Genomic DNA, 20625 nt, shown 5'->3' with positions numbered 1-20625 from the left:
TGCAGCAGTAACACCGATGTTACAAATCCCACTCACTTCAGCAGTGCGAAGGCTTCCTGGGCGATGAGAAATGCATAGCTCGACGGAATCAGATCGATGGCACCGTCGGCGCGGAACTGCTCGGTGACGATCCAGTCCTGACCGGAGGCGTCGGTGGCGAGGAACGCGCCGGCCAGATCGCCGGGCGCACTGCCACCCTTGAACCCCGAATACGGCCACAGCCCCGCGTCGAGCTGCACGCCCGGGTTCATCGCCAGGATGCGACGGTTCTCCTCCGCTGCCGGGCCGGTGGCCAGGTAACCCATCGCGGCACAGACGTCCTGCGCGTTGGCGAACCACTCCACGCCGTCGGCCGACGCCGGATTGTCGAGGAAATTCTCGAGGTCGATGTCCAGCTGCCGGGAATCGGCTTGCTCGAGGAGCTTCTCGCGTCCGTCGGGGTCCGCATCGGCCCATTCGGATCGAAGATTCGGATCGCCGAAACCGATGACGAAGAACTGTCGAGTGTCCATCATCGGGGTCATCACCGACGGATCGTGATGACCCATGACGGAGAGCTGACGCTCGACGCGTTCGCGGCCGAGGTGATCCATCAACAGATCGGTCGCGGTGTTGTCGGACAACGAGATCATCTTCTCGGCCGCGTCGCGGACCGACACCGTCGTGCCGTCGGGCAGATTCTGCAGCTCGCCGGAGGGCGCACTCTTGGTGGCGTCACGAACGGTGAGCTGTTCGTCCCATCGGACGGTGCCTGCCTCGATCTCGTCGGTGAGCGCGCCGAGGACGTACAGCTTGAACACCGACCCGAGGGGGAGCATCGAGTCCGCGTTGGTGGAATAGATCGATTCGCAGTCACCGCCGTTGAGCCGGGATGCGCTGTAGGAGTAGTTCGGAGCCACCTCGGACAGCGCAGCATCGAGATCGTCGAACGACGAGATCGTGGGGGTGTCCGGCCGGGCCAGGAAGCCGCCGAGTTTGCCGTCGGCATCGATCGACGTCGTGATCGTGGCCGGTATGCCGGCAGTGGTGAAGTGCAGGACGCCGGAATCCGGACCGGCCTCGAAACCCGTGGCGACATTCGGTGCACCGGCGCGCAACTGTTCGAGTGGTGTGACGAGTCCGCCCAGCGGTGCAACAGCCTCGGCGAGCTCGGGGCCGGTGACGGCCTCCACCTCGGCAGGGTCGGGCGCACCCTCGGCGTTGATCCACTGCAGGATGCGGTCGTTGAGCGCCCCGACGGGAGTCGAGGTGTCCACGACGAACGCCGGAGCGGTCGTGGTGGACACGGGCGCTGCGGACGTGCCTCCGCAGGCGGCGAGGGTCAGGGTTGCCGCCGCGGCTGCCCCTACGAGTCTCGTCATGGTGCGCGTCGTCATGTTGCGATGCTAATGGATTCGGACATTTCGCCTCTGGTCCAGTGTCGGGATCGGCTGTCGGGCGCTGTGGCAGTGTGCTGTGGCGTGCTGACTTCCGAAGACGTTCGCCGAATCGACTCCGATCATCTGTGGCACCCGTACAGCCGATTTCCGGCGACCACGACGCCACTGGTGGTCGAGCGTGCATCCGGGGTGCGGCTGACCTTGGCCGACGGCCGGGAACTGATAGACGGCATGAGCTCGTGGTGGGCGGCAGTGCACGGCTACGCGCATCCGGTGCTCGACGCCGCCGCGCACGATCAGCTGGGCCGAATGAGTCACGTCATGTTCGGCGGCTTGACGCACGCTCCGGCGGCCAGGCTGGCCGAGCTGTTGGTCGAGATCACCCCCGCGGGCCTCGACAAGGTGTTCCTCGCCGATTCGGGATCGGTCTCGGTGGAAGTCGCGGTGAAGATGGCGTTGCAGTACTGGCGCGGACGCGGCGAGAACGGTCGCACTCGGCTGCTGACCTGGCGCGGCGGCTATCACGGCGACACGTTCGCCCCGATGAGCGTGTGCGATCCGGACGGCGGGATGCACGCGCTGTGGACCGATGTACTGGCGAAACAGGTGTTCGCTCCGGCACCGCCCGCGGAGTTCGATGCCGGCTACATCGCCGAATTCGAGCGGATACTGAGCGCGCACGCGAGCGAACTGGCGGCGATCGTCGTCGAGCCGATCGTGCAGGGTGCCGGCGGGATGCGCTTCCACGACGCGCGCTGTCTGCGGGAACTGCGCCGCTTGGCCGACGAGTACGGCGTGCTGTTGATCTTCGACGAGATCGCGACCGGATTCGGTCGAACCGGGGAGTTGTTCGCGGCCGATCACGCCGGTGTCGCACCCGACATCATGTGCGTCGGCAAGGCGCTGACCGGTGGATATCTGACGTTGGCGGCAACGCTGTGCACCACCGAGGTCGCCGAAACGGTCTCGGGCGGCGAGGCCGGAGGCCTGATGCACGGGCCGACGTTCATGGGGAATCCACTGGCGTGCGCCGTCGCGATGGCCTCGGTGGAGCTGTTGCTGTCGCGGGACTGGCGCGGTGAGGTGGCAGGTCTCGCATCGGGGTTGGCGAGCGGCCTCGCGCCTGCCCGAGAGCTCGCGGGGGTCGCCGACGTTCGCGTTCTCGGCGGCATCGGCGTCATCGAGATGCATCGTCCGGTGGACATGACACGGGCCACGGCTACGGCCGTCGATGCGGGAGTGTGGCTGCGGCCGTTCGGGCGTCTGGTGTACGCGATGCCGCCATTCATCTGCACCGATGCCGAGGTGGCGACCATCGCCGTCGCCATGGTGGCGGTGGCGCGCGACCATACTTGAACAGTGTTCAAGTATGGTCGCTGCCATGACCGCTCTCGATTGGCTCGACGCCACCGCACACGCCCGACGCCAGGCCGGCCTCGAGCGGGTCGTCGTCGCCCGCGCGGCCGAGGAATCGATCCTCGATCTGGCATCGAACGACTACCTCGGCCTGTCCCGGCATCCGGCCGTCATCGACGGAGCCTGCGCCGCGGTGCGCCGGTGGGGCGGCGGATCCACGGGATCGCGGCTGGTGACCGGCACCACGACGGCGCACGAACGCCTCGAGGGCGACCTCGCGGAGTTCGTCGGAGCCGAGGCCGGGCTGGTGTTCTCCTCCGGCTACACCGCGAATCTCGGAACCGTGACGGCGCTGGCGGGCCGAGATTCGCTGGTGATCTCCGACGCCGCGTCGCACGCCTCGTTGATCGACGCCTGTCGCCTGTCCCGGGCACGAGTGGCCGTCGCTCGGCACTGCGATACCGACCATGTCGACGAGCTGTTGCGGGAGCGTCCCGAACAGCGGGCCCTGGTGGTGACAGATTCGGTGTTCAGTGCCGACGGCGATCTCGCGCCACTGGCCGAGCTGTACGCGGTGTGTCGAAGACGCAACGCCGTGCTCGTCGTCGACGAAGCGCACGGATTGGGCGTTCGCGGGAACGGCGGCCGGGGAGCCGTCCACGAGGCAGGTCTCGCCGGAGCACCCGACCTGGTGATCACCGCAACGTTGTCCAAGGCCCTCGGATCGCAGGGTGGCGTCGTGCTCGGGTCGGCAGCAGTTCGCGATCAGGTACTGCACGGTGCGCGCACTTTCGTGTTCGACACCGGCCTCGCGCCAGCCTCCGTCGGCGCAGCGGCGGCCGCGCTGACCGTCCTGCGCGGCGAACCCGACCGGGTGCATTCGATCGGGGTGCGAGCAACGCAACTGGCCGCCGCAGCGGGCGTCGAACCGACGACATCGGCGGTGGTTCCGGTGATTCTGGGCGATGCGCAGCGGGCGGTACGCGCGGCCGGTGACTGCCTCGGCCTCGGCATCCGCGTCGGGTGCTTTCGGCCGCCGTCGGTTCCGGCCGACGGGTCTCGACTGCGACTGACCGCGCGCGCCGATCTCACCGACTCCGACATCGACCGTGCCGCGTCGGTCCTGGCGCAGGTGCTGCGATGACGGTTCTGGTCGTGACCGGAACGTCCACCGGCGTCGGCAAGACCGTGGTGACGGCGGGGATCGCAGCGGCCGCGCGGGCAGGCGGGTGGACGGTGGCGGTGTGCAAGCCGGCGCAGACCGGCGTCGGAGGTGACTACCCGGACGAAGCCGATATTGATGTGGTGCGCCGCCTTTCGGGGGTGGTCGGAGTCGAGCTTGCGCGGTACCCGGAGCCGCTGGCTCCGGACGTCGCGGCCCGCCGATCGGGACTGCCGATGCTCGAACTCGGCACTGTCGTCGACGCGGTGCGCGACCTCGAAACAGACCACGACCTCGTTCTGGTCGAAGGTGCGGGCGGGGTTGCGGTGCGCCTGGGCGCCGACGGGTTCACCGTGCTCGACACAGCAGGCGCGGTCGAGGCACAGGTTCTGATCGTGACCGGCGCGGAGCTGGGGACGCTCAACCACAGCGCTCTGACGGTGTCCGCAGTACGGGCGGCGGGCATCGAGTGCGCAGGTCTGGTGGTCGGCTCGTGGCCCGCCGAACCGAGCCTGGCGGCACACGTCAACCTCGACGAGTTGCCGCTCGTGACGGGACTCGAGCTCGTGGCCTGCATTTCGGAGGGGGCGGGTGAACTGGCGTCGAGCGAGTTCGCGGACCTCGCTTGCGGAGCTCTCGGTGAGTTTGTCGACTCTTTACTCGGGTACCCGGCATAGATCTTCTGCCGGTTCGGCAGTCGAGAACATGGGAGTACGCCAATGAGCACCACCGTATGGATCATCGTTGCAGTAGTCGTCGTACTTGTGGTTGTTGCCCTCGCCGTCGTCGTGGCGCGTAAGGGCAAGGAACGTAAGAGGTTGGAAGCGAACGAGATTCGCGAGAAGGCAGCCGACGAGGCAGCACTCGTCGAGGAACGTGAGCTGCTGGCCAGGGAGAGCGAGGCCAAGGCGCGCCGAGCCCAGGCCGAAGCAGACGTCAAAGCGGCCGAGGCCGACAAGCTTGCGCAGCAGGCTCACTCCCATCAGGGTGTTGCGGCGCAGTCGCGTGATGATCTGGACGCCGAATTCGCTCGCGCTAACGAACTCGATCCGGACGTCGATCATCGATCTGGTGCCAAGGCCGCACACACGGACAACACCGGCCGGCTCGACGATCACGGGCAGGCGCACCGCAGCGGGGCAGACATCAACGAGACCTACCCCGGCCAGCACGACGCCGGGGCACGAAACACCGCTGCTCATGATGCCGCCGCGCACACGAGCACCGACCCGCGTAGCACCGGGGAAAAGGTTCGCGACACCGTCGACCCACGCAGGGACAACGGACACCACCGCGCGAACTGACGGCGAGACGCTGCTGCCGTCGGAGATAGCCCGGAGTTCGAATGTCGACCGGACCGAAGCAGGTGAACCGGCCGTGACCGGCAATCCGGACGTGCCCCCGACGGCAGCCCGGCACCAGCAGAACTAGTCGGTCGAAGTGTGCGGCAACTCGAGTTCGACGACCTCGTGCTCGCCGAGGTCCGGCCGCTCGTTGGTGATCTTTGCCTTGGCATAGGCCAACAGGTTCGACACCTTCGACCCAGGGGTGGACCAGTACTCGGCTCCCTCGGCGGCCACGTGGATCAAGGCGACCTCGCGCGAATCGGGGTTCTTCTCGAACCACGCGGCCGCTCGGGTGTTCCAGAGTTCTTCGGCCTTGGTGTCGTTCTCGACCACGGCCGCTATGCCGGACAACGACACCCAACCCTCACCGGATTGAAACGAGACGTTGACCGTCGGGTTCGCCGCGATATCGCGCACCTTGCGGGAGTCATGGGCGGCGAAGAACCACAGATCGCCGTCGAACTCGGCCTCCTGCAGCGCCATCGGACGCGAGATGAGATGGCCGTCTCGGCCGACGGTGGTGAACATGCAGAGTCCGGCTTCGGACATCAATTCGGCGACTTTGGTGACGCCGTCGGTGCCATGGTCTGTATTTGTCATCCAAACCGACTACCCGGTGTTCTGACTGCCGAACCTATAAACTGGCAAAACGGACTTCGTGGTGAGGAGCCTGCGGATGGCGAAGAATCTCGACAAGGACAACCGGCTGGACCTGCGTGTGAGTAACGACGAACGTGAGGTCGTCGTGGACACACTCGGACTGGCGATGGGCGAGGGCCGCCTGACGTTGGTCGAGTACGAACAACGCCTCGACGCGGTGTGGGCGTCCAGGACTCGCGGTGACTTGGCCGAGGTCGTTCGCGACTTGCCTGCCGCCGAGAAATCGACGGCAACGGACGTCTCCCAGACGACGAGCGAGTGGCGCGAGTACCTCGACGAATGGCGCTGGTGGTTCGGTGGTGCCGTCATCATGAACGGAATCTGGGCCGTTCAGTGGATCTCCGATGGCGAGCCGACTAATTACTGGCCTCTGTGGCCGCTCGGCATCTGGGGCGTCATCCTGATCGCGATGGTGTTCATGCCCGAGGACAAGAAAGCCGACGAGGACTGATGCCGTCGGGCGAGCCCATTATTACGCCCTGTAGTTGGTGATTTCGCCGAACCTGGGACACTGGACGATGTGACTGTTTCTCCCGGCGACGACGCCCCCGTATCGGCCCAGCTGTTCGCCCGTGCAAGCGAGGTGATCCCCGGCGGCGTGAACTCCCCGGTGCGTGCATTCGCGTCGGTCGGCGGAACGCCTCGATTCATCACCCGCGCCAGCGGATACACGATGACCGACGCCGACGGGAAGTCCTACGTAGACCTCATTTCGTCCTGGGGCCCGATGATCCACGGACACGCCCACCCGGCCATCGTCGAGGCCGTCCAGAAAGCGGCATCGACCGGTCTGTCGTTCGGTGCGCCCACCGAGCGTGAAATCGAACTGGCCGAGGAAATTGTGCGTCGAGTCGGCCCCGTCGACCAGGTTCGCCTTGTGAATTCGGGCACAGAGGCGACCATGAGCGCAGTGCGCCTGGCCCGCGGGTTCACCGGCCGCACGAAAATCCTCAAATTCTCCGGCTGCTACCACGGCCACGTCGACGCCCTCCTCGCCGACGCAGGCTCCGGGCTCGCGACGCTCGGGTTGCCGACCTCACCCGGAGTGACCGGCGCTCAGGCGTCGGACACCATCGTCGTTCCATACAACGACCTCGATGCCGTGACTGCTGCCTTCGCGGCCAACCCCGGCCAGATCGCATGCATCATCACCGAGGCAGCCGCGGGCAACATGGGCGCAATTCCGCCGGTCACCGGGTTCAACGAGGGCCTGCGCCGCCTCGCGACCGAGCAGGGCGCACTGCTGATCATGGACGAGGTGATGACCGGATTCCGCGTCAGCGCAGCCGGTTGGTACGGCATCGACGGCGTCGCAGGTGACCTCTACACGTTCGGCAAGGTCATGTCCGGCGGCCTTCCGGCCGCCGCATTCGGTGGTCGAGCGGACGTGATGGCCTACCTCGCGCCGGCCGGACCGGTGTACCAGGCGGGCACGCTCAGCGGTAACCCCGTCGCCGTCGCCGCCGGTTTGACGAGCCTGCAACTGGCCGACGCAGCCGTCTACGAGAAGCTGCAGAACAACTCGCAGCGACTCGGAACACTGCTCGGCGACGCCCTCACCGCCGAAGGCGTCACCCATCACGTCCAGTTCGCGGGCACTATGGTGAGTGTGTTCTTCGCCGATGGACCCGTCACCGACTACGCGCAGGCCAAGGCCGCGCAGACGTGGCGATACCCGGCGTTCTTCCACGCCTTCCTCTCCCGCGGCGTGTACCCGCCGCCGAGCGCATTCGAGGCCTGGTTCGTCTCCGCGGCCCTCGACGACCGCGCCTTCGAGATCATCGCCGACGCCGCCCCCGCCGCCGCGAAGGCTGCGGCAGCCGCCACGGCTCCCCAGTGACGTCCACCCAGAACTGATTCACCACCCGACTACCGAGAAACAGGACCCCGACGTGACCGAGGCCCCCGCAGCACATCCGCACTCGACGACGCGCACCATCGTGCACGTCCTCCGGCACGGCGAGGTGCACAACCCCAAGGGCATCCTCTACGGGCGGTTGCCGGGCTTCAAGCTGTCGGTGACCGGCCAGGCTCAGGCCAGGTCGGTCGCGGACGCTCTCGCCGGCCACGACATCACCCACGTCGTTGCATCGCCGCTCCTGCGCGCCCAGGAGACCGCCGGACCCATCGCCGCGGCTCACGGCCTGACCATCGCCGAGGACGAGAACCTCATCGAGGCAGGCAACGAATTCGAGGGGCTGCGCGTCGCCGTCGGTGACGGAGCGCTTCGCAGGCCCAGGCACTGGTGGAAGCTTCGCGATCCCTTCACCCCGTCGTGGGGCGAGCCGTACCTGCAGATCGCGCACCGCATGCTCGCCGCCGTCAACGCGGCCCGCGTCGAAGCCGTCGGGCACGAGGCCGTCTGCGTCAGCCACCAACTACCCGTGTGGACCCTGCGCCGTTTCCTGCAGGGCGACCGGCTCTGGCACGACCCGCGCAATCGTCAATGCGGTCTCGCGTCGCTGACCTCGTTGGTCTACGAGGGGGACCAGCTCGTCGACCTCGTCTACTCCGAGCCAGCGGGAGCGTCCGATCCGAGGATCTCCGGTGCGTAGGCTTCTGCTCGCGCTCTTCGCAGTGGCCCTGGTCGCGGGATGTTCGACCGGCACCGACGCGGTTGCTCAGGGTGGCACCTTCCAGTTCGTCTCGCCCGGTGGCAAGACCGACATCTTCTACGAGCCCGACGAGCGCGGCACCATCGGCGAGCTGTCCGGGCCCGACCTGATGACCGAGGGCAAGACGACCTCCCTGTCGGATTACGACGGTGACGTCGTAGTTCTCAACGTCTGGGGTCAGTGGTGCGGACCGTGCCGCGGTGAAGCCGACGACCTCGAAGAGGTCTACGAGGCCACCAAGTCCCTCGGCGTCGAGTTCCTCGGGATCAACGTGCGCGACGAGTCGCAGACCGCCGCCCAGGACTTCGTCGTCAGCAACAACGTGAGCTACTCCTCGATCTACGACCCGCCGATGCGCACCCTCAACGCGCTCGGTGGCGTCCCCACCTCCGTCATCCCGACGACCATCGTGCTCGACCGACAGCACCGCGTCGCTGCAGTGTTCCTGCGTGAGCTGCTCGCCGAGGACCTGCAGCCCGTCGTCGAACGCGTCGCAGCCGAGGAGCCAGTGCAGCCGTGAGCGAGATGTACCTAGCCGGGGTCGGCGCGAGTTTCCAGGAAGCTGCGGCCTCCGGGCCGCTGATCCTGGCCCTCGGAGCCTGCGTCCTGGCCGGGCTCGTCTCCTTCGCGTCGCCGTGCGTGGTGCCCCTGGTACCCGGATATCTCTCGTACCTCGCCGGCGTAGTCGGAGCGGACGCCCCGGCCGTCAGCGCCGACGAAGCAGCAGTCAAGACCAAGGTCGGCAGTGGCCGATTGCGGGTCGCCGGGGCGGCAGGACTGTTCGTCCTCGGCTTCACCGTCGTGTTCGTTCTCGCCACCGCATCGGTGTTCGGAGCGATCTCCGTCCTGGCGATCAACCGCGAACTGCTCATGCGGATCGGCGGCGTCGTCACCATCGCCATGGGCCTGGTGTTCGTGGGACTGATCCCGGCCCTACAACGCGACGTGCGCTTCGAGCCGAAGCAGATCGGCTCACTGGCCGGAGCGCCGCTGCTCGGCGGCGTGTTCGCACTCGGGTGGACCCCGTGTCTCGGGCCGACCCTCGCAGGTGTCATCTCACTGGCCGCAGGTACCGACGGCACGACGGCAGCGCGCGGCGTCGTCCTGATCGTGGCGTACTGCCTCGGCCTCGGCTTGCCGTTCGTGATCCTCGCGTTCGGTTCGGTCAGCGCGCTGCGAGGCGTCGGCTGGCTACGTACACATGCACGACAGATACAGGTGTTCGGCGGAATCATGTTGATAGCAGTAGGAATTGCACTGGTCACCGGTGCCTGGGATCAGTTCGTCGGCTGGGTGCGCGACGCCTTCGTCTCCGATGTGGTGTTGCCGATATGACAGCCGACCTCGAGGAGCGCACCGGGGCTCCCCGCAAGCAGTCTCCGCTCGGTCGGGGAGTCGCTCTGATCCGCAACACCTGGCGTGGTCTGACCAGCATGCGGACCGCGCTGGTGCTGCTGTTCCTGCTGGCCTTTGCCGCGGTACCCGGTGCCCTGGTGCCGCAGCGCAGCCTCAACGCGGGCAAGGTCGACGAGTACATCGCGAACCGCCCGACCCTCGGCCCCATCATGGACAAGCTGGAACTGTTCGACGTCTTCGGCAGCTTCTGGTTCACCGCGATCTACGCCCTGCTGTTCGTCTCGCTGATCGGCTGCATCCTGCCGCGCTGCATCGAGCACGCGAAGCAATTGCGCACCAAGCCCGTTCGCGCGCCCCGCAACCTCTCCCGCCTGCCGCACCACAGCCGCTACGAGGTCGACGGAACGCCGGAGGAGACGGCGGCGCAGGTACGCACCCAGTTGCGTGGCTGGCGCGTCGCCCAGCGGTCCGAGGACGGCGGAGCAGTGACGCTGTCGGCGGAGAAGGGCTACGTTCGCGAACTCGGAAATCTCGTGTTCCACCTCTCGCTCGTCGGACTGCTCGCCGCGATCGCCATGGGCAAGCTGCTCGGCTACGAGGGCAACCGGATCGTCATCGCCGACGACGGACCCGGATTCTGCACCTCGACCCCCGCCAACTACGACTCCTTCCGCGCGGGCAACCTCGTCGACGGCACCGACCTCGAACCACTGTGCGTACGCGTCGAGGACTTCACGGCCGACTACCTCGAGAACGGCCAGGCCGAGATGTTCACCTCCAACATCGAATACCAGGCAGGCGACGACCTGACCAACAACATCTGGCGCGACGATCAGCTGCAGGTCAACCACCCGCTACGCGTCGCAGGCGATCGCGTCTACCTGCAGGGCCACGGCTATGCGCCCACCTTCACCGTGACGTTCCCGAACGGTGAGACCCGTACCGACACCATCCAGTGGCAGCCGACCGACGCGACGACATTCCTCTCCAGCGGAGTGCTGCGCGTCGATCCGCCCGGCGGCCTCTATCCCGACCCGCTGGACCGACGGAAAAATCAGATCGCCATCGAGGGACTGTTCGCGCCGACCGCGTCGTTCCACGGCAGCCTGCTGTCGTCGAGCTTCCCGGCGATGAACGACCCCGCCGTCGCCATCGACATCTACAAGGGAGACACCGGCCTCGACACCGGACTGCCACAGTCGATCTTCTCGCTCGATCAGGAAATGATCGCCCAGGGCAGGCTCGTGAAGCAGGACCGCGTCAACCTGATGCCAGGAGAATCCGCGACGCTCAGCGATGGAACCGTCGTCACGTTCGACGGAGCGGAAGAATTCGTCAACCTGCAGGTCTCGCACGACCCGGCCCAGACCTGGGTCCTGGTGTTCGCGCTGACGATGATGGGCGGACTGCTCGTCTCACTGGTGATCAAGCGTCGCAGAATCTGGGTCCGGCTCACCGCCGATGCGCAGTCACGACGTACTGTAGTAGACCTCGGCGGACTTGCACGCACCGATCAGGCGGGGTGGGGCGAAGAGTTCGACCGCCTGTGCACCCGCCTGCTCGGCGACACCTCGAAACAGGAGAACTGACCGATGCCGATCAACGAGACCCTCTCGCAGTACAGCGACTGGTCCTTCGAATCAGCGTTCACCATCTACGTGCTCGCATTCGTCCTGCTCATCGCCCAGTACGCCTCCGCCAAGGCGACGGCCGTCCAGGCCAAGGAACTCGTCGGCGCCGGAGCCCCGGTTGCCGACAGCCGGCCGGGCCGCGTCGTCGAAACGCCGAAGCGACCGCTCTCCGATCGACTCGCAGGCATGGGTTTCGCGTTGCTCGCCCCTGCCCTCGCGCTGCATATCGCCTCGGTCGTCCTCCGCGGATTCGCCACCCACCGATTCCCGCTCGGCAACATGTACGAGTTCGTGACCATGGCCACCGCAGCCGCGGCTCTGACCTCGGTGATCGCGCTGCGCAAGAAGACGATGCGCCCGATGCTGGTGTTCGTCCTGGCTCCGATCATCGTGCTCATGTTCTTCGCCGCCACCAAGCTCTACGCCGACGCCGCTCCGGTCGTCCCCGCGTTGCGCTCGTACTGGCTGCCCATCCACGTCACCATCGTCAGCGTCGGCAGCGGCATCCTCCTTGTCTCCGGCGTGGCAAGCCTGCTGTTCCTGCTGCGCATCAAGCAGCCCCTCGGCGAGGAAAGCCTGGGATTCTGGGGCAAATTCGCCTCCAAGCTGCCCGACGCCCAGGCCCTCGACCGGCTTGCCTACAAGACGACCATCGTCGCCTTCCCGCTCTTCGGGGCCGGCGTCATTCTCGGCGCGATCTGGGCCGAAGCCGCGTGGGGACGTTTCTGGGGCTGGGACCCCAAAGAGACGATGTCGTTCATCACCTGGATCATCTACGCCGCTTACCTGCACGCCCGGGCCACCTCGGGATGGCGCAACACTCGCGCGGCCTGGATCAACATCGCCGGATTCACCGCCATGCTCTTCAACCTCTTCATCATCAACATGGTGGTCTCGGGACTGCACAGCTACGCGGGTCTGAACTAGTTTTCGGCAGCTGCGCAGGCTCCGCACGGGACTGCCAGCTGGTAGCGTCCGATCCGGCTCGATGGGGGAGACATCCGAGCTCGGATCTTCGATGTGGGACGCAAACTGGGGGGAATCGGTCATGGCCGATCGGCACGAGAACAACTGGCAACCCGTCCGGCCCTTGGACGACGATGTGCCGGAAGAACATGTCGCTTCGCCCGACGGACCCGAGCCGGTCGTCGTCGCAACGGCGGTGGTGGCCGAGCCGGAACCGCCGCGGGAGCCCTTTCGCTCGACCCCCATCACGATGCCGCCCGAGAGCGTCGACATCCCGACGGTATTGCCGCCCGAGGCCACGGCTCCCGCGGCGCGAGCCGCCGAGTCCCCGTCAGAAACAGGGTCCGTACCTGCCGACGGTGAAGACAACGATGGCACGGCCGTCCCGACCCCTGCGGGGATGGTCGACACCGCAACGAATCCTGCGGTGTCGACGGTAGAACGCAGTCCAGGTCCTCCGCCGCTCGAGGCGAAACCGACTCAGGGCACCCCTGTCGGAGCTGGACCACTACCGGTTCAGAACTGGGCACCACAGAACTGGGGACCGCAGAGCTCGGCACCGCAGAACTGGGGACCGCAGAACCCGTGGGTACCGCAGAATCAGGGCGCACCGCGCGGGCAGATGGCCCCTCCGGAGCAATGGCGTCCGCAAAGTCAATGGGCACCGCAGCCAGGCCAGTGGCCTCAGCCGCCGCAGCAGAACCAGATGCATCCGAATCGGCCACCGATGATCGGGCAGGGCCCCGGCGATGCACCTGTCGCGCCCGGAGCGGTGCCGGCCGACGGTGCGGGCGGGGCGGGTCTTCAACCTGCCCCACAGACGGTGTCTTCGTTCGATCTCGGTAGTTCGTTGCTCGTGCGGTCGGGGAGTGTGCCGCCGATGAGCGGGTGGCGTCGGGCGCTGTACCTGATGTCAGGCGGTCGCATCGATGTGGGCAACAGTGCAGCCCAGCAGCGGCGTCTGGCGCTGACCGCGCAGGTGGGTCGGCCTCTCGTCGGGTGCTATCGCGTCGCGGTGCTCTCCTTGAAGGGGGGTGTGGGTAAGACGACGACGACTGCGACGCTCGGCTCGACCTTCGCCGAGCTTCGAGGTGACCGGGTGATCGCGATCGACGCCAACCCCGATCGTGGAACCCTGGGGCAGAAGGTTCCCTCCGAAACCACCGCCACTGTCCGAAACCTGTTGCGCGACATGCATTCTCTGGACCGCTACAGCGATGTCCGGGCCTACACGTCGCAGAACGCCCACCGACTGGAGGTGTTGGCGTCGGATTCGGATCCGGCGACGTCCGAGGCATTCAGCGGCGAGGATTACGACCGCGCGGTCGCACTGTTGGAGAAGTTCTACAGCATCGTCATCACAGATTGCGGCACCGGACTGATGCACTCGGCCATGGAAAGCATCCTCGAGGGGGCCGACACTCTCGTCGTCGTCAGCTCGAGCTCGGTGGATGGCGTACGGAGCGCGTCGGCGACGTTGGATTGGCTCGATGCACACGGCTACCTAGAGCTGGTGGCAAGGTCGGTGGCGGTGGTCAACGGGGTACGGCCGAGGGCGGGGAAAGTCGACCTGCAGAAAGTCGTCGAGCATTTCGAGCAGCGGTGCGCTCACGTCCGCACGATTCCATTCGATCCGCATCTCGAAGAAGGTGCGGAAATCGAACTGGATCGTCTTCGTGGTCGCACGCGAAAGGCGCTGTTGGAAGTAGCGGCGACGGTGGCGGCAGGTTTCCCTGATGCGCCCACCGCTCACCGCCGCGACTGAGAACTCCCGGACCCTATTCGCTGGGTTCGGTGCCGGCCTCGGTTCCGTCTTTTCCGCCGCGGCGAGCTTCACGGTTGAGTCGCCACAGGAAATCCGGATCGTCATCGGGTCCGACAGTGCGGGTGGGTGCAGCTTGCGCGCTGGGTCCGAATGCCTTCCAGAACAGAACGATCACTGCCACCAAGCCGATCAACGCCAATAGATAAATCACGACGCACCTCCTACTACGAGGGTAGCCGCGATGCAATGGCCTCCGCACCCGTCGAGCGTCGAAGATTCCTGAGAATGTTCGATGAGTTCGTACGGGGCGCGGATTCCGCCGATGAATCGTTGTTCGGGACTCCCGAATCAGTGGTGTGCGCCGGCTTCCGTCGTCAGAGAGGTCAGCAACTGCATGACCTCGGTCTCACGGAATCGACGGTGGCCGCCCGGAGTGCGGAGCGATCCGAGGCGTCCGGCATGTGCCCAGCGTGTCACTGTCTTGGGATCGACGTGAAAAAGCGCGGCTACCTGACCCGGAGTGAGAAGTGAGTCCTGAGCCTTGTGAAAAGTGGGTGCGCTCATCTGTCGTGTCCTCCTACGATGCGGTTCGGCGCATGTGCGTCGAACCGGAGATATCGGTCTGCTGCGTTCGGACCCCATGGTTGCACTCGAACCCCCAGGTACTCGACTGATACAAGGTTGGTAAAGGGGAGGTAATGGACAAATCGGTCACCCGGGGGTGGGTCGGAACGCTGGCCGCGCCCGGTAGATTGGGACCCGTGAGTGACGCGACGAACGCCGACAGCAACGATCCGACCAGCGAAAATGCCGCGACAGGCAGGTCGGCGAAGAAGTCCCTCGCCGTCAACCTCGGCGTCTACACCTTCGCCAGACTTGCGCTCGTCGTCGTGATCGCGGCCGTCATCGTCGGCGTCGGTTTACTGTTCGGTGTCGAGGTCCCGGTGCTCGTGGCGGCAATCTTCTCGGTGCTGATCTCGCTACCGCTGTCGCTGCTCCTGTTCAAGAACATGCGCATCCGCGTCAACGAGTCCATCGCGGCAGTCGACGAGGGTAGACGCGCCGCGCGCGCGGACCTGCAGTCGAAGCTGCGCGGTGAAGACGGCAAGAAATGACCAGGTCGGTCGACCACTCCGGATCGCGGGCGTGGGTCGACAACGCCGTTCGCTTGATCGAGGCGGATTCCCAGCGCAGCGCCGACACGCACTTGCTGCGGTACCCGCTCCCCGCGGCCTGGGGTATCTCGCTGTACCTGAAAGACGAGTCCACTCACATCACCGGCAGCCTCAAGCACCGGCTGGCTCGGTCGTTGTTTCTGTACGCAATCTGCAACGGCTGGGTCACCGAGCGTACGACGGTCATCGAGGCCTCGTCGGGCTCCACCGCCGTCAGTGAAGCGTATTTCGCCGGACTGCTCGGATTGAAGTTCGTCGCGGTGATGCCCCGGAGTACCAGCTCGGCCAAGGTCGCACTCATCGAGTCCCACGGCGGGAGATGTCACTTCGTCGATCAGCCCGGGGAGATGTACACCGAAGCACATCGACTGGCGGCCGAGCCCGACTGCCACTACATGGATCAGTTCACGCACGCCGAGCGAGCCACCGACTGGCGCGGAAACAACAACATTGCCGAGTCCATCTTCGACCAGCTTCGGCTCGAAGAATGCCCCATTCCCGACTGGGTGGTGGTGGGTGCAGGGACCGGAGGGACCAGCGCCACCATCGGTCGCTATATTCGATACCGCAGGCATGCAACGCAATTGGCTGTTGTGGACCCCGAGAATTCGGCGTTCATCGGCGGTTACGAGACCGGAGATGCCGGCTTCGAAACTGGCCTGTCGTCTCGCATCGAGGGCATCGGCCGACCGCGAGTGGAACCGTCGTTCGTCGGCCAGGTGATCGACCGCATGATCGCGGTGCCCGACGCAGCCTCGGTTGCTGCCGCCCGATTCACCTCGGAGGCACTCGGAAAACGGGTGGGCGGATCGACCGGCACCAACATCTGGGGAGCCTTCGGATTGATCGCGGAGATGATCGCCGCAGGCCGGAGCGGGAGCGTGGTCACACTGCTGTGCGACGGCGGAGATCGGTACTCGCAGACCTACTTCGACGACGCCTGGGTCGCGAGCCAAGGGATGGATCTCGAGGAACCGACAGCAGCTCTCGACGGGTTCATCCGTACCGGGGTGCTCTGAGGCCTACGTGGCCACCGCCATCGATGCCGCTGCAGTTGCAGCGGACACCGCGGCAACCGCCGGCCAGGCACCGATCTTCTTGGCGAGCGGGTGCGAGGCACCGAACGCGACGAGGTACGTTCCCAGCAGTACACCGGCGCGGGCCGAACCGGAAGACTTCTGCCACCGCGTAGTGCATGCCACGCCGACAGCTGCGAGTACCGCCCCGCCGAGCTGACGATTGTGTGACTGCCGGGCAACGGCGAAGCCCCCGAGCAGACCGCCTGCAGCGAGTGCGGAGGTGGCGAGCGCGTGACGAGAATCGGTGGTGGGCATGATCGTCACCCTAGCCGCGCCTGAACCTGCAGGCTCCGTGCCAGGTGGTCTCGTTGCTCGATAACCAAGCGCCGCAAGGCAGCCGGTGCCCACTCGTGCTCGGCGAGCCAGCTGTCCGCGGACTCCGTCGACGACTGCTGCGGACAAAGTCGGACCACGATTCGCCTGGCGATCTCGATGCTGCGGGAGGTCCACAGCGAGGAGATGGCTTCGAAATACCGATTGTCGTACGGCTGAGTCAGCTCCGGTCGGTGCCCGGCCCCGAAGCCGGTGATGAACGCGTCGAGGACGTCGTTCGATGCGTCGTCGCGTTCGGTGATGGCAGTCCACGCCCTCGCCTTGACCTCGGCATCCGGTATCGCCGTCGACGCCGCGGTGTGCGCGGTGCGCCCCGACGAGGTGTCGTCGGAGGCCAGTTCTGCATCGAGGTCGACCGCGGTCGCGTGTCCGGTGGCGGCGAGAGCCAACCAGAACGACCACCGCTGATCGGGGTCGAGACGTAGGCCCGTCACGGTCGCCGTGCCGTCGAGAAGTGCGCGCAGGTCGGCTGCGCGCGACCCGTCGAGTTGGGCCGCAGCCGCGGTGGCGCGCGCCCACACCAGCTGGGTATCGCTCCCCGGTTCGCTCGAGTTCAGTTGCGTCCACGCGACCTCGAGCCACCGCCGGCTGGGTTCTCCCCGTCGGTCCTCCGGCAGGTAGTGCTCGAGGGCGTACCCCACGTTGGCCGTCACTGCCGAGAGTAGGCCGATCTTGGGCTCGTTCGGTGCGAATCTGGTTGCGATGTCGATGTATTCGAGTGCCGACATTTCGGCGTCGCGGGTGGAGTTCCACAGTGCGGACCACACCAGGCCCCGGGCGAGGGGATCCACGATGCGATCGAGGTAAGCCTGCACGGTGGTCTTCGAGCGCTCGTCGAATCGGATCTTGGCGTACGTCAGGTCGTCGTCGTTGAGCAGAACCAGCGCGGCATCGGGAAGGTCTACCGGAGTTCGTGCGTCGGTGATGTCGAGTTCGCGGCGGTGGGTTCTCGTCAGATTCCCCGCCTCGTCGAGATCGTAGAGTCCGATGGCAATGCGGTGCGGTTTCCGATTTGTCTGCTCGACGGCATCGCCGGAGTAGCTGAGCGTCGAGACGCCGGTGGTCTGGAGCCATGCTGCGGCCCAGGTGTCGAGGTCGCGTCCGCTCGCGGTGGACATCTCGCTCAGCAGGTCCGTCAGTGTGGTGTTGCCGAATGCATGGGTGCGAAAGTAGTTGCGGGACGCCGCGAAGAAGGCGTCGGCACCCACGAACGCGCCGAGTTGTTTGAGGACGCTCGCCCCTTTGGCGTAGGTGATGCCGTCGAAGTTGAGCTTGGCGGCCTCGAGGTCGGTGATGTCGGCGACGATCGGGTGGGTGGTCGGAAGCTGATCCTGCAGATATGCCCACGCTTTACGTCGGTTGGCGAAGCTGACCCAGGCATCGGTGAATCGGGTCGCCTCGGCCGACGCGTACGCGCCCATGAAGTCGGCGAACGATTCCTTGAGCCACAGGTCATCCCACCACTGCATCGTGACGAGGTCGCCGAACCACATGTGCGCCATCTCGTGCAGAATCGTATTGGCGCGGGCCTCGTACTGAGCTTCGGTTGCTGCAGAACGGAATACGTACGATTCCGTGAATGTGACGAGGCCCGGATTCTCCATTGCACCGAGGTTGTATTCGGGAACGAAGATCTGGTCGTACTTCCCGAATGGGTACGGGTACTCGAACTTGTCGTGAAAGAAGTCCAAGCCCCGCTTCGTGGTGTCGAAGATGTCCTCGGCATCGAAGTACTCGGCAAGGGAGGCTCGGCAGTATGCGCCGAGGGGGACGGTGAGTTCTCCTCGCGTCCAGGACGATTGGACGCGGTGATACGGACCGGCCGCAACCGCGGTGATGTAGGTCGAGATCGGCAGAGTCGGCGCGAAGGTGGTGACCGTGTCGTCGGTGACACCCTCACGGTTGGACAACACGGTCCACGTCGGCGGAGCTGTGACCGTCAGAGTGAAGGGGGCCTTGAGGTCCGGTTGCTCGAAATTCGCGAATACCCGTCGTGCATCGGCCGGTTCGTACTGCGTGTAGAGATAGACGTTGTCATCGACGGGATCGACGAACCGATGTAGTCCTTCACCCGACCGGCTGTACTTTCCGTGCGCGCGAATCCGGACGATGTTGTGCTCGGTGAGTCCGACCAATTGAATGCGTGAGCCGTCGTAGTCGATCGGTGTGTCAACACCGTTGACGGTGACCTCGTCGACTGCGGCACCGATGAAGTCCACCCACGTCGCAGCCGTGCTTGCATCGAATTCGATGGTCGTGACCGTCTCGAAAGTGTCGACGTCGGAGTCCTCTGCGTGCAGAAGATCAAGGTGGACGCGATAGTTCACGCCGGCGATGTGGCGCGACCTCCGGCGAGTTTCGGTACGGGTCAGATTTGCGGTGCTCACCGAACCAACCCTATGCGATCGAGACGTCACAGGGTCGGCGCAGTGAAGTAGTGGCGTCCGAGTGGATCGACGGTGTGCATCACCCCTTCGGGTAGCAGTTCGGTGCGCCAGAGTTTGCGCGTTTTGAGGTTGTGGTGAAGCCGACAGCGCGGGCCGATGTTCGTCGGGATCGTCCAGCCCCCTCGCTCCGGATTCTGTCGATCGAACTCGACGATGTGGTCGAGGTCGCACCGGTCCGATGGCACGTCGCATCCAGGATGGAGGCAATACGGATGGTCGGCGCGCACTCGTGCCGCGAGTGACCTACTGGGTTTGTAGGACAGCGCCCCCGGCGGCGGGAGCGTCGTGCCTCCGTGTCCGTCGGGGTGTAGGGCGTGCACACCGAGAGGATTGCGCTCGACGATGCCCCGCCAGCGCTCGATCAGCGTCCCTCCTCCCGGTCGCGATCGCGCCGGTGGCTCGTCGGGTGGTGGTGTGTCCTCGGGTGGTTCCGTGGCCGGTGGCGGTTGCCTGGTCGGCCGAACCGGCCCCTGCGGCTCGGATTCCGAACTCGCGGTGGATGTCTCGTCCGCTGTGGCTGCGCCATTATTCGGCCGGGCGGTCGTGCTGGGCGGCTGCGGTGTCTCGGCCTCGGGAGCCTCGACGTCACCACGAGCGGTCAGGCACGCCGCGCACTGGCAGGCCACTGTCTCCCCGCGCATCAGTGCATTGTGCGCTTCGCCTCGTTGTTGATCGGGGGATCGAGGGTCCTCCGGGTGTAGGCGCGCGATCTCGGCGTCGATCCGTGAAATCTGTTCGTCGGCTTCGCCATCGGTCATCACGACGGTGAGGCTGGACAGCCCCCGCGCTCGTCTCCGAACCCGGATTCGCTTCTCCGTGCGCGCGGCACGGTCGCGCACGTTCCGGTCCCAATCCGGATCGGCTTCGGTGAGCAGCCGATCGATTTCGCGACCCAGAGCGCCCGGAGCCATTTCTGCGGCGGCCTTGAGAACCTCGGCTTCGATGTCGACGATCGTATCCGGCCTGGCATGGAGTAGGTGATCGTGAATCGTCCTGACCCGCTCCAAATCGAGTGAACCATCAACGAACCGACGCTTCACCAGGGGCCGCGATCGGCGCCACATCTGTACCTTGTTGTTGACGGCTGCGAAGGTGGACGACAGAGCCGCGGCCAATTCGCAGATCGCCGAGCTGTAGAGGTCTTTCTCGGTTGCTCCCGTGTCCCACGGCGACGCGCACGCCGTTCGCCCGCGAACGTAGTCGTCCATGAGCGCCAGCTCCGATGCGACAGCGGCGTTGATCCTGCGGCGCGCGCCGAGAACCTCGGCGAGTGCAGAGTGATCGTCGGCCATCCACGTCGACTCGCGTAGTCCCATGTCACCCCCCAGCGACGAAGGGTGGAACACGTATTCAAC

At 65.9% G+C, this 20625-nt stretch carries 21 protein-coding genes; 14 read left to right on the top strand and 7 right to left on the bottom strand.

The genetic code is table 11. The features are described from left to right. Positions 1-32: 32 nt before the first annotated feature. Positions 33-1376: a serine hydrolase gene (locus tag MTX34_RS03685; RefSeq protein ID WP_243608505.1), complete on the bottom strand. Its 1344-nt coding sequence runs from the start codon at positions 1374-1376 to the stop codon at positions 33-35. 87 nt (positions 1377-1463) lie between these two features. On the opposite strand from MTX34_RS03685, the gene MTX34_RS03680 reads away from it, so the two are divergent. The 4 genes from MTX34_RS03680 to MTX34_RS03665 are packed head-to-tail and all read left to right on the top strand — an operon-like array spanning position 1464 to position 5201. Further along, the gene (locus MTX34_RS03680) at positions 1464-2735 is read left to right on the top strand and encodes an adenosylmethionine--8-amino-7-oxononanoate transaminase (protein WP_279392878.1); all 1272 of its coding nucleotides are present in this window, start codon (positions 1464-1466) and stop codon (positions 2733-2735) included. 25 nt (positions 2736-2760) lie between these two features. Further along, positions 2761-3879 carry an 8-amino-7-oxononanoate synthase gene (locus MTX34_RS03675; protein ID WP_243608503.1) on the top strand — a complete coding sequence of 373 codons (1119 nt, stop codon included), beginning with the start codon at positions 2761-2763 and terminating at the stop codon, positions 3877-3879. After that, complete coding sequence (bioD, locus tag MTX34_RS03670) at positions 3876-4574, top strand: dethiobiotin synthase (protein ID WP_243608502.1); 699 nt, start codon at positions 3876-3878, stop codon at positions 4572-4574. Before MTX34_RS03675 ends, bioD begins: the two co-directional genes overlap by 4 nt. A gap of 42 nt (positions 4575-4616) precedes the next feature. Further along, entirely contained in the window at positions 4617-5201 is a 585-nt protein-coding gene (locus MTX34_RS03665) for a hypothetical protein (protein ID WP_243608501.1), read from the top strand. Positions 5202-5324: 123 nt separating this feature from the next. Here the strand turns inward: MTX34_RS03665 and MTX34_RS03660 are convergent, their stop codons facing one another. Further along, entirely contained in the window at positions 5325-5843 is a 519-nt protein-coding gene (locus MTX34_RS03660; protein WP_243608500.1) for a pyridoxamine 5'-phosphate oxidase family protein, read from the bottom strand. A gap of 76 nt (positions 5844-5919) precedes the next feature. Here MTX34_RS03660 and MTX34_RS03655 point away from each other — a divergent pair, with 76 nt between their 5' ends. The 8 genes from MTX34_RS03655 to MTX34_RS26120 all read left to right on the top strand — a co-directional run bounded on the left by MTX34_RS03655 (position 5920) and on the right by MTX34_RS26120 (position 14236). Continuing rightward, complete coding sequence (locus MTX34_RS03655) at positions 5920-6354, top strand: DUF1707 domain-containing protein (protein ID WP_243596418.1); 435 nt, start codon at positions 5920-5922, stop codon at positions 6352-6354. Positions 6355-6423: 69 nt separating this feature from the next. Further along, entirely contained in the window at positions 6424-7743 is a 1320-nt protein-coding gene (gene hemL, locus MTX34_RS03650) for a glutamate-1-semialdehyde 2,1-aminomutase (RefSeq protein ID WP_243596417.1), read from the top strand. A gap of 52 nt (positions 7744-7795) precedes the next feature. Then, positions 7796-8458, top strand: coding sequence for a histidine phosphatase family protein (locus tag MTX34_RS03645; RefSeq protein ID WP_243596416.1), 663 nt, complete (start codon positions 7796-7798; stop codon positions 8456-8458). Beyond that, positions 8451-9038, top strand: coding sequence for a TlpA disulfide reductase family protein (locus tag MTX34_RS03640; protein ID WP_243596415.1), 588 nt, complete (start codon positions 8451-8453; stop codon positions 9036-9038). The genes MTX34_RS03645 and MTX34_RS03640 overlap by 8 nt, the downstream gene beginning before the upstream one ends. A gap of 5 nt (positions 9039-9043) precedes the next feature. After that, positions 9044-9853 carry a cytochrome c biogenesis CcdA family protein gene (locus MTX34_RS03635; protein ID WP_243608712.1) on the top strand — a complete coding sequence of 270 codons (810 nt, stop codon included), beginning with the start codon at positions 9044-9046 and terminating at the stop codon, positions 9851-9853. Next, the gene (locus MTX34_RS03630; RefSeq protein ID WP_243608499.1) at positions 9850-11463 is read left to right on the top strand and encodes a cytochrome c biogenesis protein ResB; all 1614 of its coding nucleotides are present in this window, start codon (positions 9850-9852) and stop codon (positions 11461-11463) included. The genes MTX34_RS03635 and MTX34_RS03630 overlap by 4 nt, the downstream gene beginning before the upstream one ends. Positions 11464-11466: 3 nt before the next feature. Further along, positions 11467-12432 carry a c-type cytochrome biogenesis protein CcsB gene (ccsB, locus tag MTX34_RS03625; protein WP_243596413.1) on the top strand — a complete coding sequence of 322 codons (966 nt, stop codon included), beginning with the start codon at positions 11467-11469 and terminating at the stop codon, positions 12430-12432. Positions 12433-13177: 745 nt separating this feature from the next. Next, on the top strand, positions 13178-14236 hold the full coding sequence (locus MTX34_RS26120) for a MinD/ParA family protein (RefSeq protein WP_374638877.1): 1059 nt from the start codon (positions 13178-13180) through the stop codon (positions 14234-14236). Between the two features lie 13 nt (positions 14237-14249). Here the strand turns inward: MTX34_RS26120 and MTX34_RS03615 are convergent, their stop codons facing one another. Continuing rightward, positions 14250-14447 (bottom strand): hypothetical protein, encoded by a 198-nt coding sequence (locus tag MTX34_RS03615; protein ID WP_243596412.1) that lies wholly within the window; start codon positions 14445-14447, stop codon positions 14250-14252. A 137-nt stretch (positions 14448-14584) separates the two neighbouring features. Beyond that, positions 14585-14800 carry a BldC family transcriptional regulator gene (locus MTX34_RS03610; protein ID WP_037187021.1) on the bottom strand — a complete coding sequence of 72 codons (216 nt, stop codon included), beginning with the start codon at positions 14798-14800 and terminating at the stop codon, positions 14585-14587. A 197-nt stretch (positions 14801-14997) separates the two neighbouring features. On the opposite strand from MTX34_RS03610, the gene MTX34_RS03605 reads away from it, so the two are divergent. After that, positions 14998-15351: a DUF4229 domain-containing protein gene (locus MTX34_RS03605; RefSeq protein WP_243596411.1), complete on the top strand. Its 354-nt coding sequence runs from the start codon at positions 14998-15000 to the stop codon at positions 15349-15351. Beyond that, on the top strand, positions 15348-16430 hold the full coding sequence (locus tag MTX34_RS03600) for a PLP-dependent cysteine synthase family protein (RefSeq protein ID WP_243596410.1): 1083 nt from the start codon (positions 15348-15350) through the stop codon (positions 16428-16430). Before MTX34_RS03605 ends, MTX34_RS03600 begins: the two co-directional genes overlap by 4 nt. A 3-nt stretch (positions 16431-16433) precedes the next feature. On the opposite strand, the gene MTX34_RS03595 is transcribed toward MTX34_RS03600, so the two are convergent. Genes MTX34_RS03595 through MTX34_RS03585 form a run of 3 tightly spaced genes read right to left on the bottom strand, consistent with a single transcriptional unit; the run spans position 16434 to position 20586 of the window. After that, positions 16434-16745, bottom strand: a complete 312-nt coding sequence (locus MTX34_RS03595) for a hypothetical protein (protein WP_243596409.1) — start codon at positions 16743-16745, stop codon at positions 16434-16436. Between the two features lie 5 nt (positions 16746-16750). Beyond that, positions 16751-19210 (bottom strand): aminopeptidase N, encoded by a 2460-nt coding sequence (gene pepN / locus MTX34_RS03590; protein ID WP_243608497.1) that lies wholly within the window; start codon positions 19208-19210, stop codon positions 16751-16753. Positions 19211-19236: 26 nt separating this feature from the next. Further along, entirely contained in the window at positions 19237-20586 is a 1350-nt protein-coding gene (locus tag MTX34_RS03585) for an HNH endonuclease signature motif containing protein (RefSeq protein WP_243608496.1), read from the bottom strand. Positions 20587-20625 lie beyond the last annotated feature (39 nt).

Origin of the sequence: Rhodococcus sp. ARC_M5, from assembly GCF_022810405.1 — a bacterium.
GTDB classification, from domain to species: domain Bacteria; phylum Actinomycetota; class Actinomycetes; order Mycobacteriales; family Mycobacteriaceae; genus Rhodococcoides; species Rhodococcoides navarretei.
This window is presented reverse-complemented; position numbering and strand designations above follow the sequence as displayed.

What these genes read in the sequence shown, in the direction of transcription:
- MTX34_RS03685 (WP_243608505.1), bottom strand. Translation starts at nt 1,376, where the DNA reads ATGACGACGCGCACCATGACGAGACTCGTAGGGGCAGCCGCGGCGGCA.
- MTX34_RS03675 (WP_243608503.1), top strand. Translation starts at nt 2,761, where the DNA reads ATGACCGCTCTCGATTGGCTCGACGCCACCGCACACGCCCGACGCCAG.
- bioD (WP_243608502.1), top strand. Translation starts at nt 3,876, where the DNA reads ATGACGGTTCTGGTCGTGACCGGAACGTCCACCGGCGTCGGCAAGACC.
- MTX34_RS03665 (WP_243608501.1), top strand. Translation starts at nt 4,617, where the DNA reads ATGAGCACCACCGTATGGATCATCGTTGCAGTAGTCGTCGTACTTGTG.
- MTX34_RS03660 (WP_243608500.1), bottom strand. Translation starts at nt 5,843, where the DNA reads ATGACAAATACAGACCATGGCACCGACGGCGTCACCAAAGTCGCCGAA.
- MTX34_RS03655 (WP_243596418.1), top strand. Translation starts at nt 5,920, where the DNA reads ATGGCGAAGAATCTCGACAAGGACAACCGGCTGGACCTGCGTGTGAGT.
- MTX34_RS03635 (WP_243608712.1), top strand. Translation starts at nt 9,044, where the DNA reads ATGTACCTAGCCGGGGTCGGCGCGAGTTTCCAGGAAGCTGCGGCCTCC.
- MTX34_RS03630 (WP_243608499.1), top strand. Translation starts at nt 9,850, where the DNA reads ATGACAGCCGACCTCGAGGAGCGCACCGGGGCTCCCCGCAAGCAGTCT.
- ccsB (WP_243596413.1), top strand. Translation starts at nt 11,467, where the DNA reads ATGCCGATCAACGAGACCCTCTCGCAGTACAGCGACTGGTCCTTCGAA.
- MTX34_RS26120 (WP_374638877.1), top strand. Translation starts at nt 13,178, where the DNA reads ATGCATCCGAATCGGCCACCGATGATCGGGCAGGGCCCCGGCGATGCA.
- MTX34_RS03610 (WP_037187021.1), bottom strand. Translation starts at nt 14,800, where the DNA reads ATGAGCGCACCCACTTTTCACAAGGCTCAGGACTCACTTCTCACTCCG.
- MTX34_RS03600 (WP_243596410.1), top strand. Translation starts at nt 15,348, where the DNA reads ATGACCAGGTCGGTCGACCACTCCGGATCGCGGGCGTGGGTCGACAAC.
- MTX34_RS03595 (WP_243596409.1), bottom strand. Translation starts at nt 16,745, where the DNA reads ATGCCCACCACCGATTCTCGTCACGCGCTCGCCACCTCCGCACTCGCT.
- MTX34_RS03585 (WP_243608496.1), bottom strand. Translation starts at nt 20,586, where the DNA reads ATGGGACTACGCGAGTCGACGTGGATGGCCGACGATCACTCTGCACTC.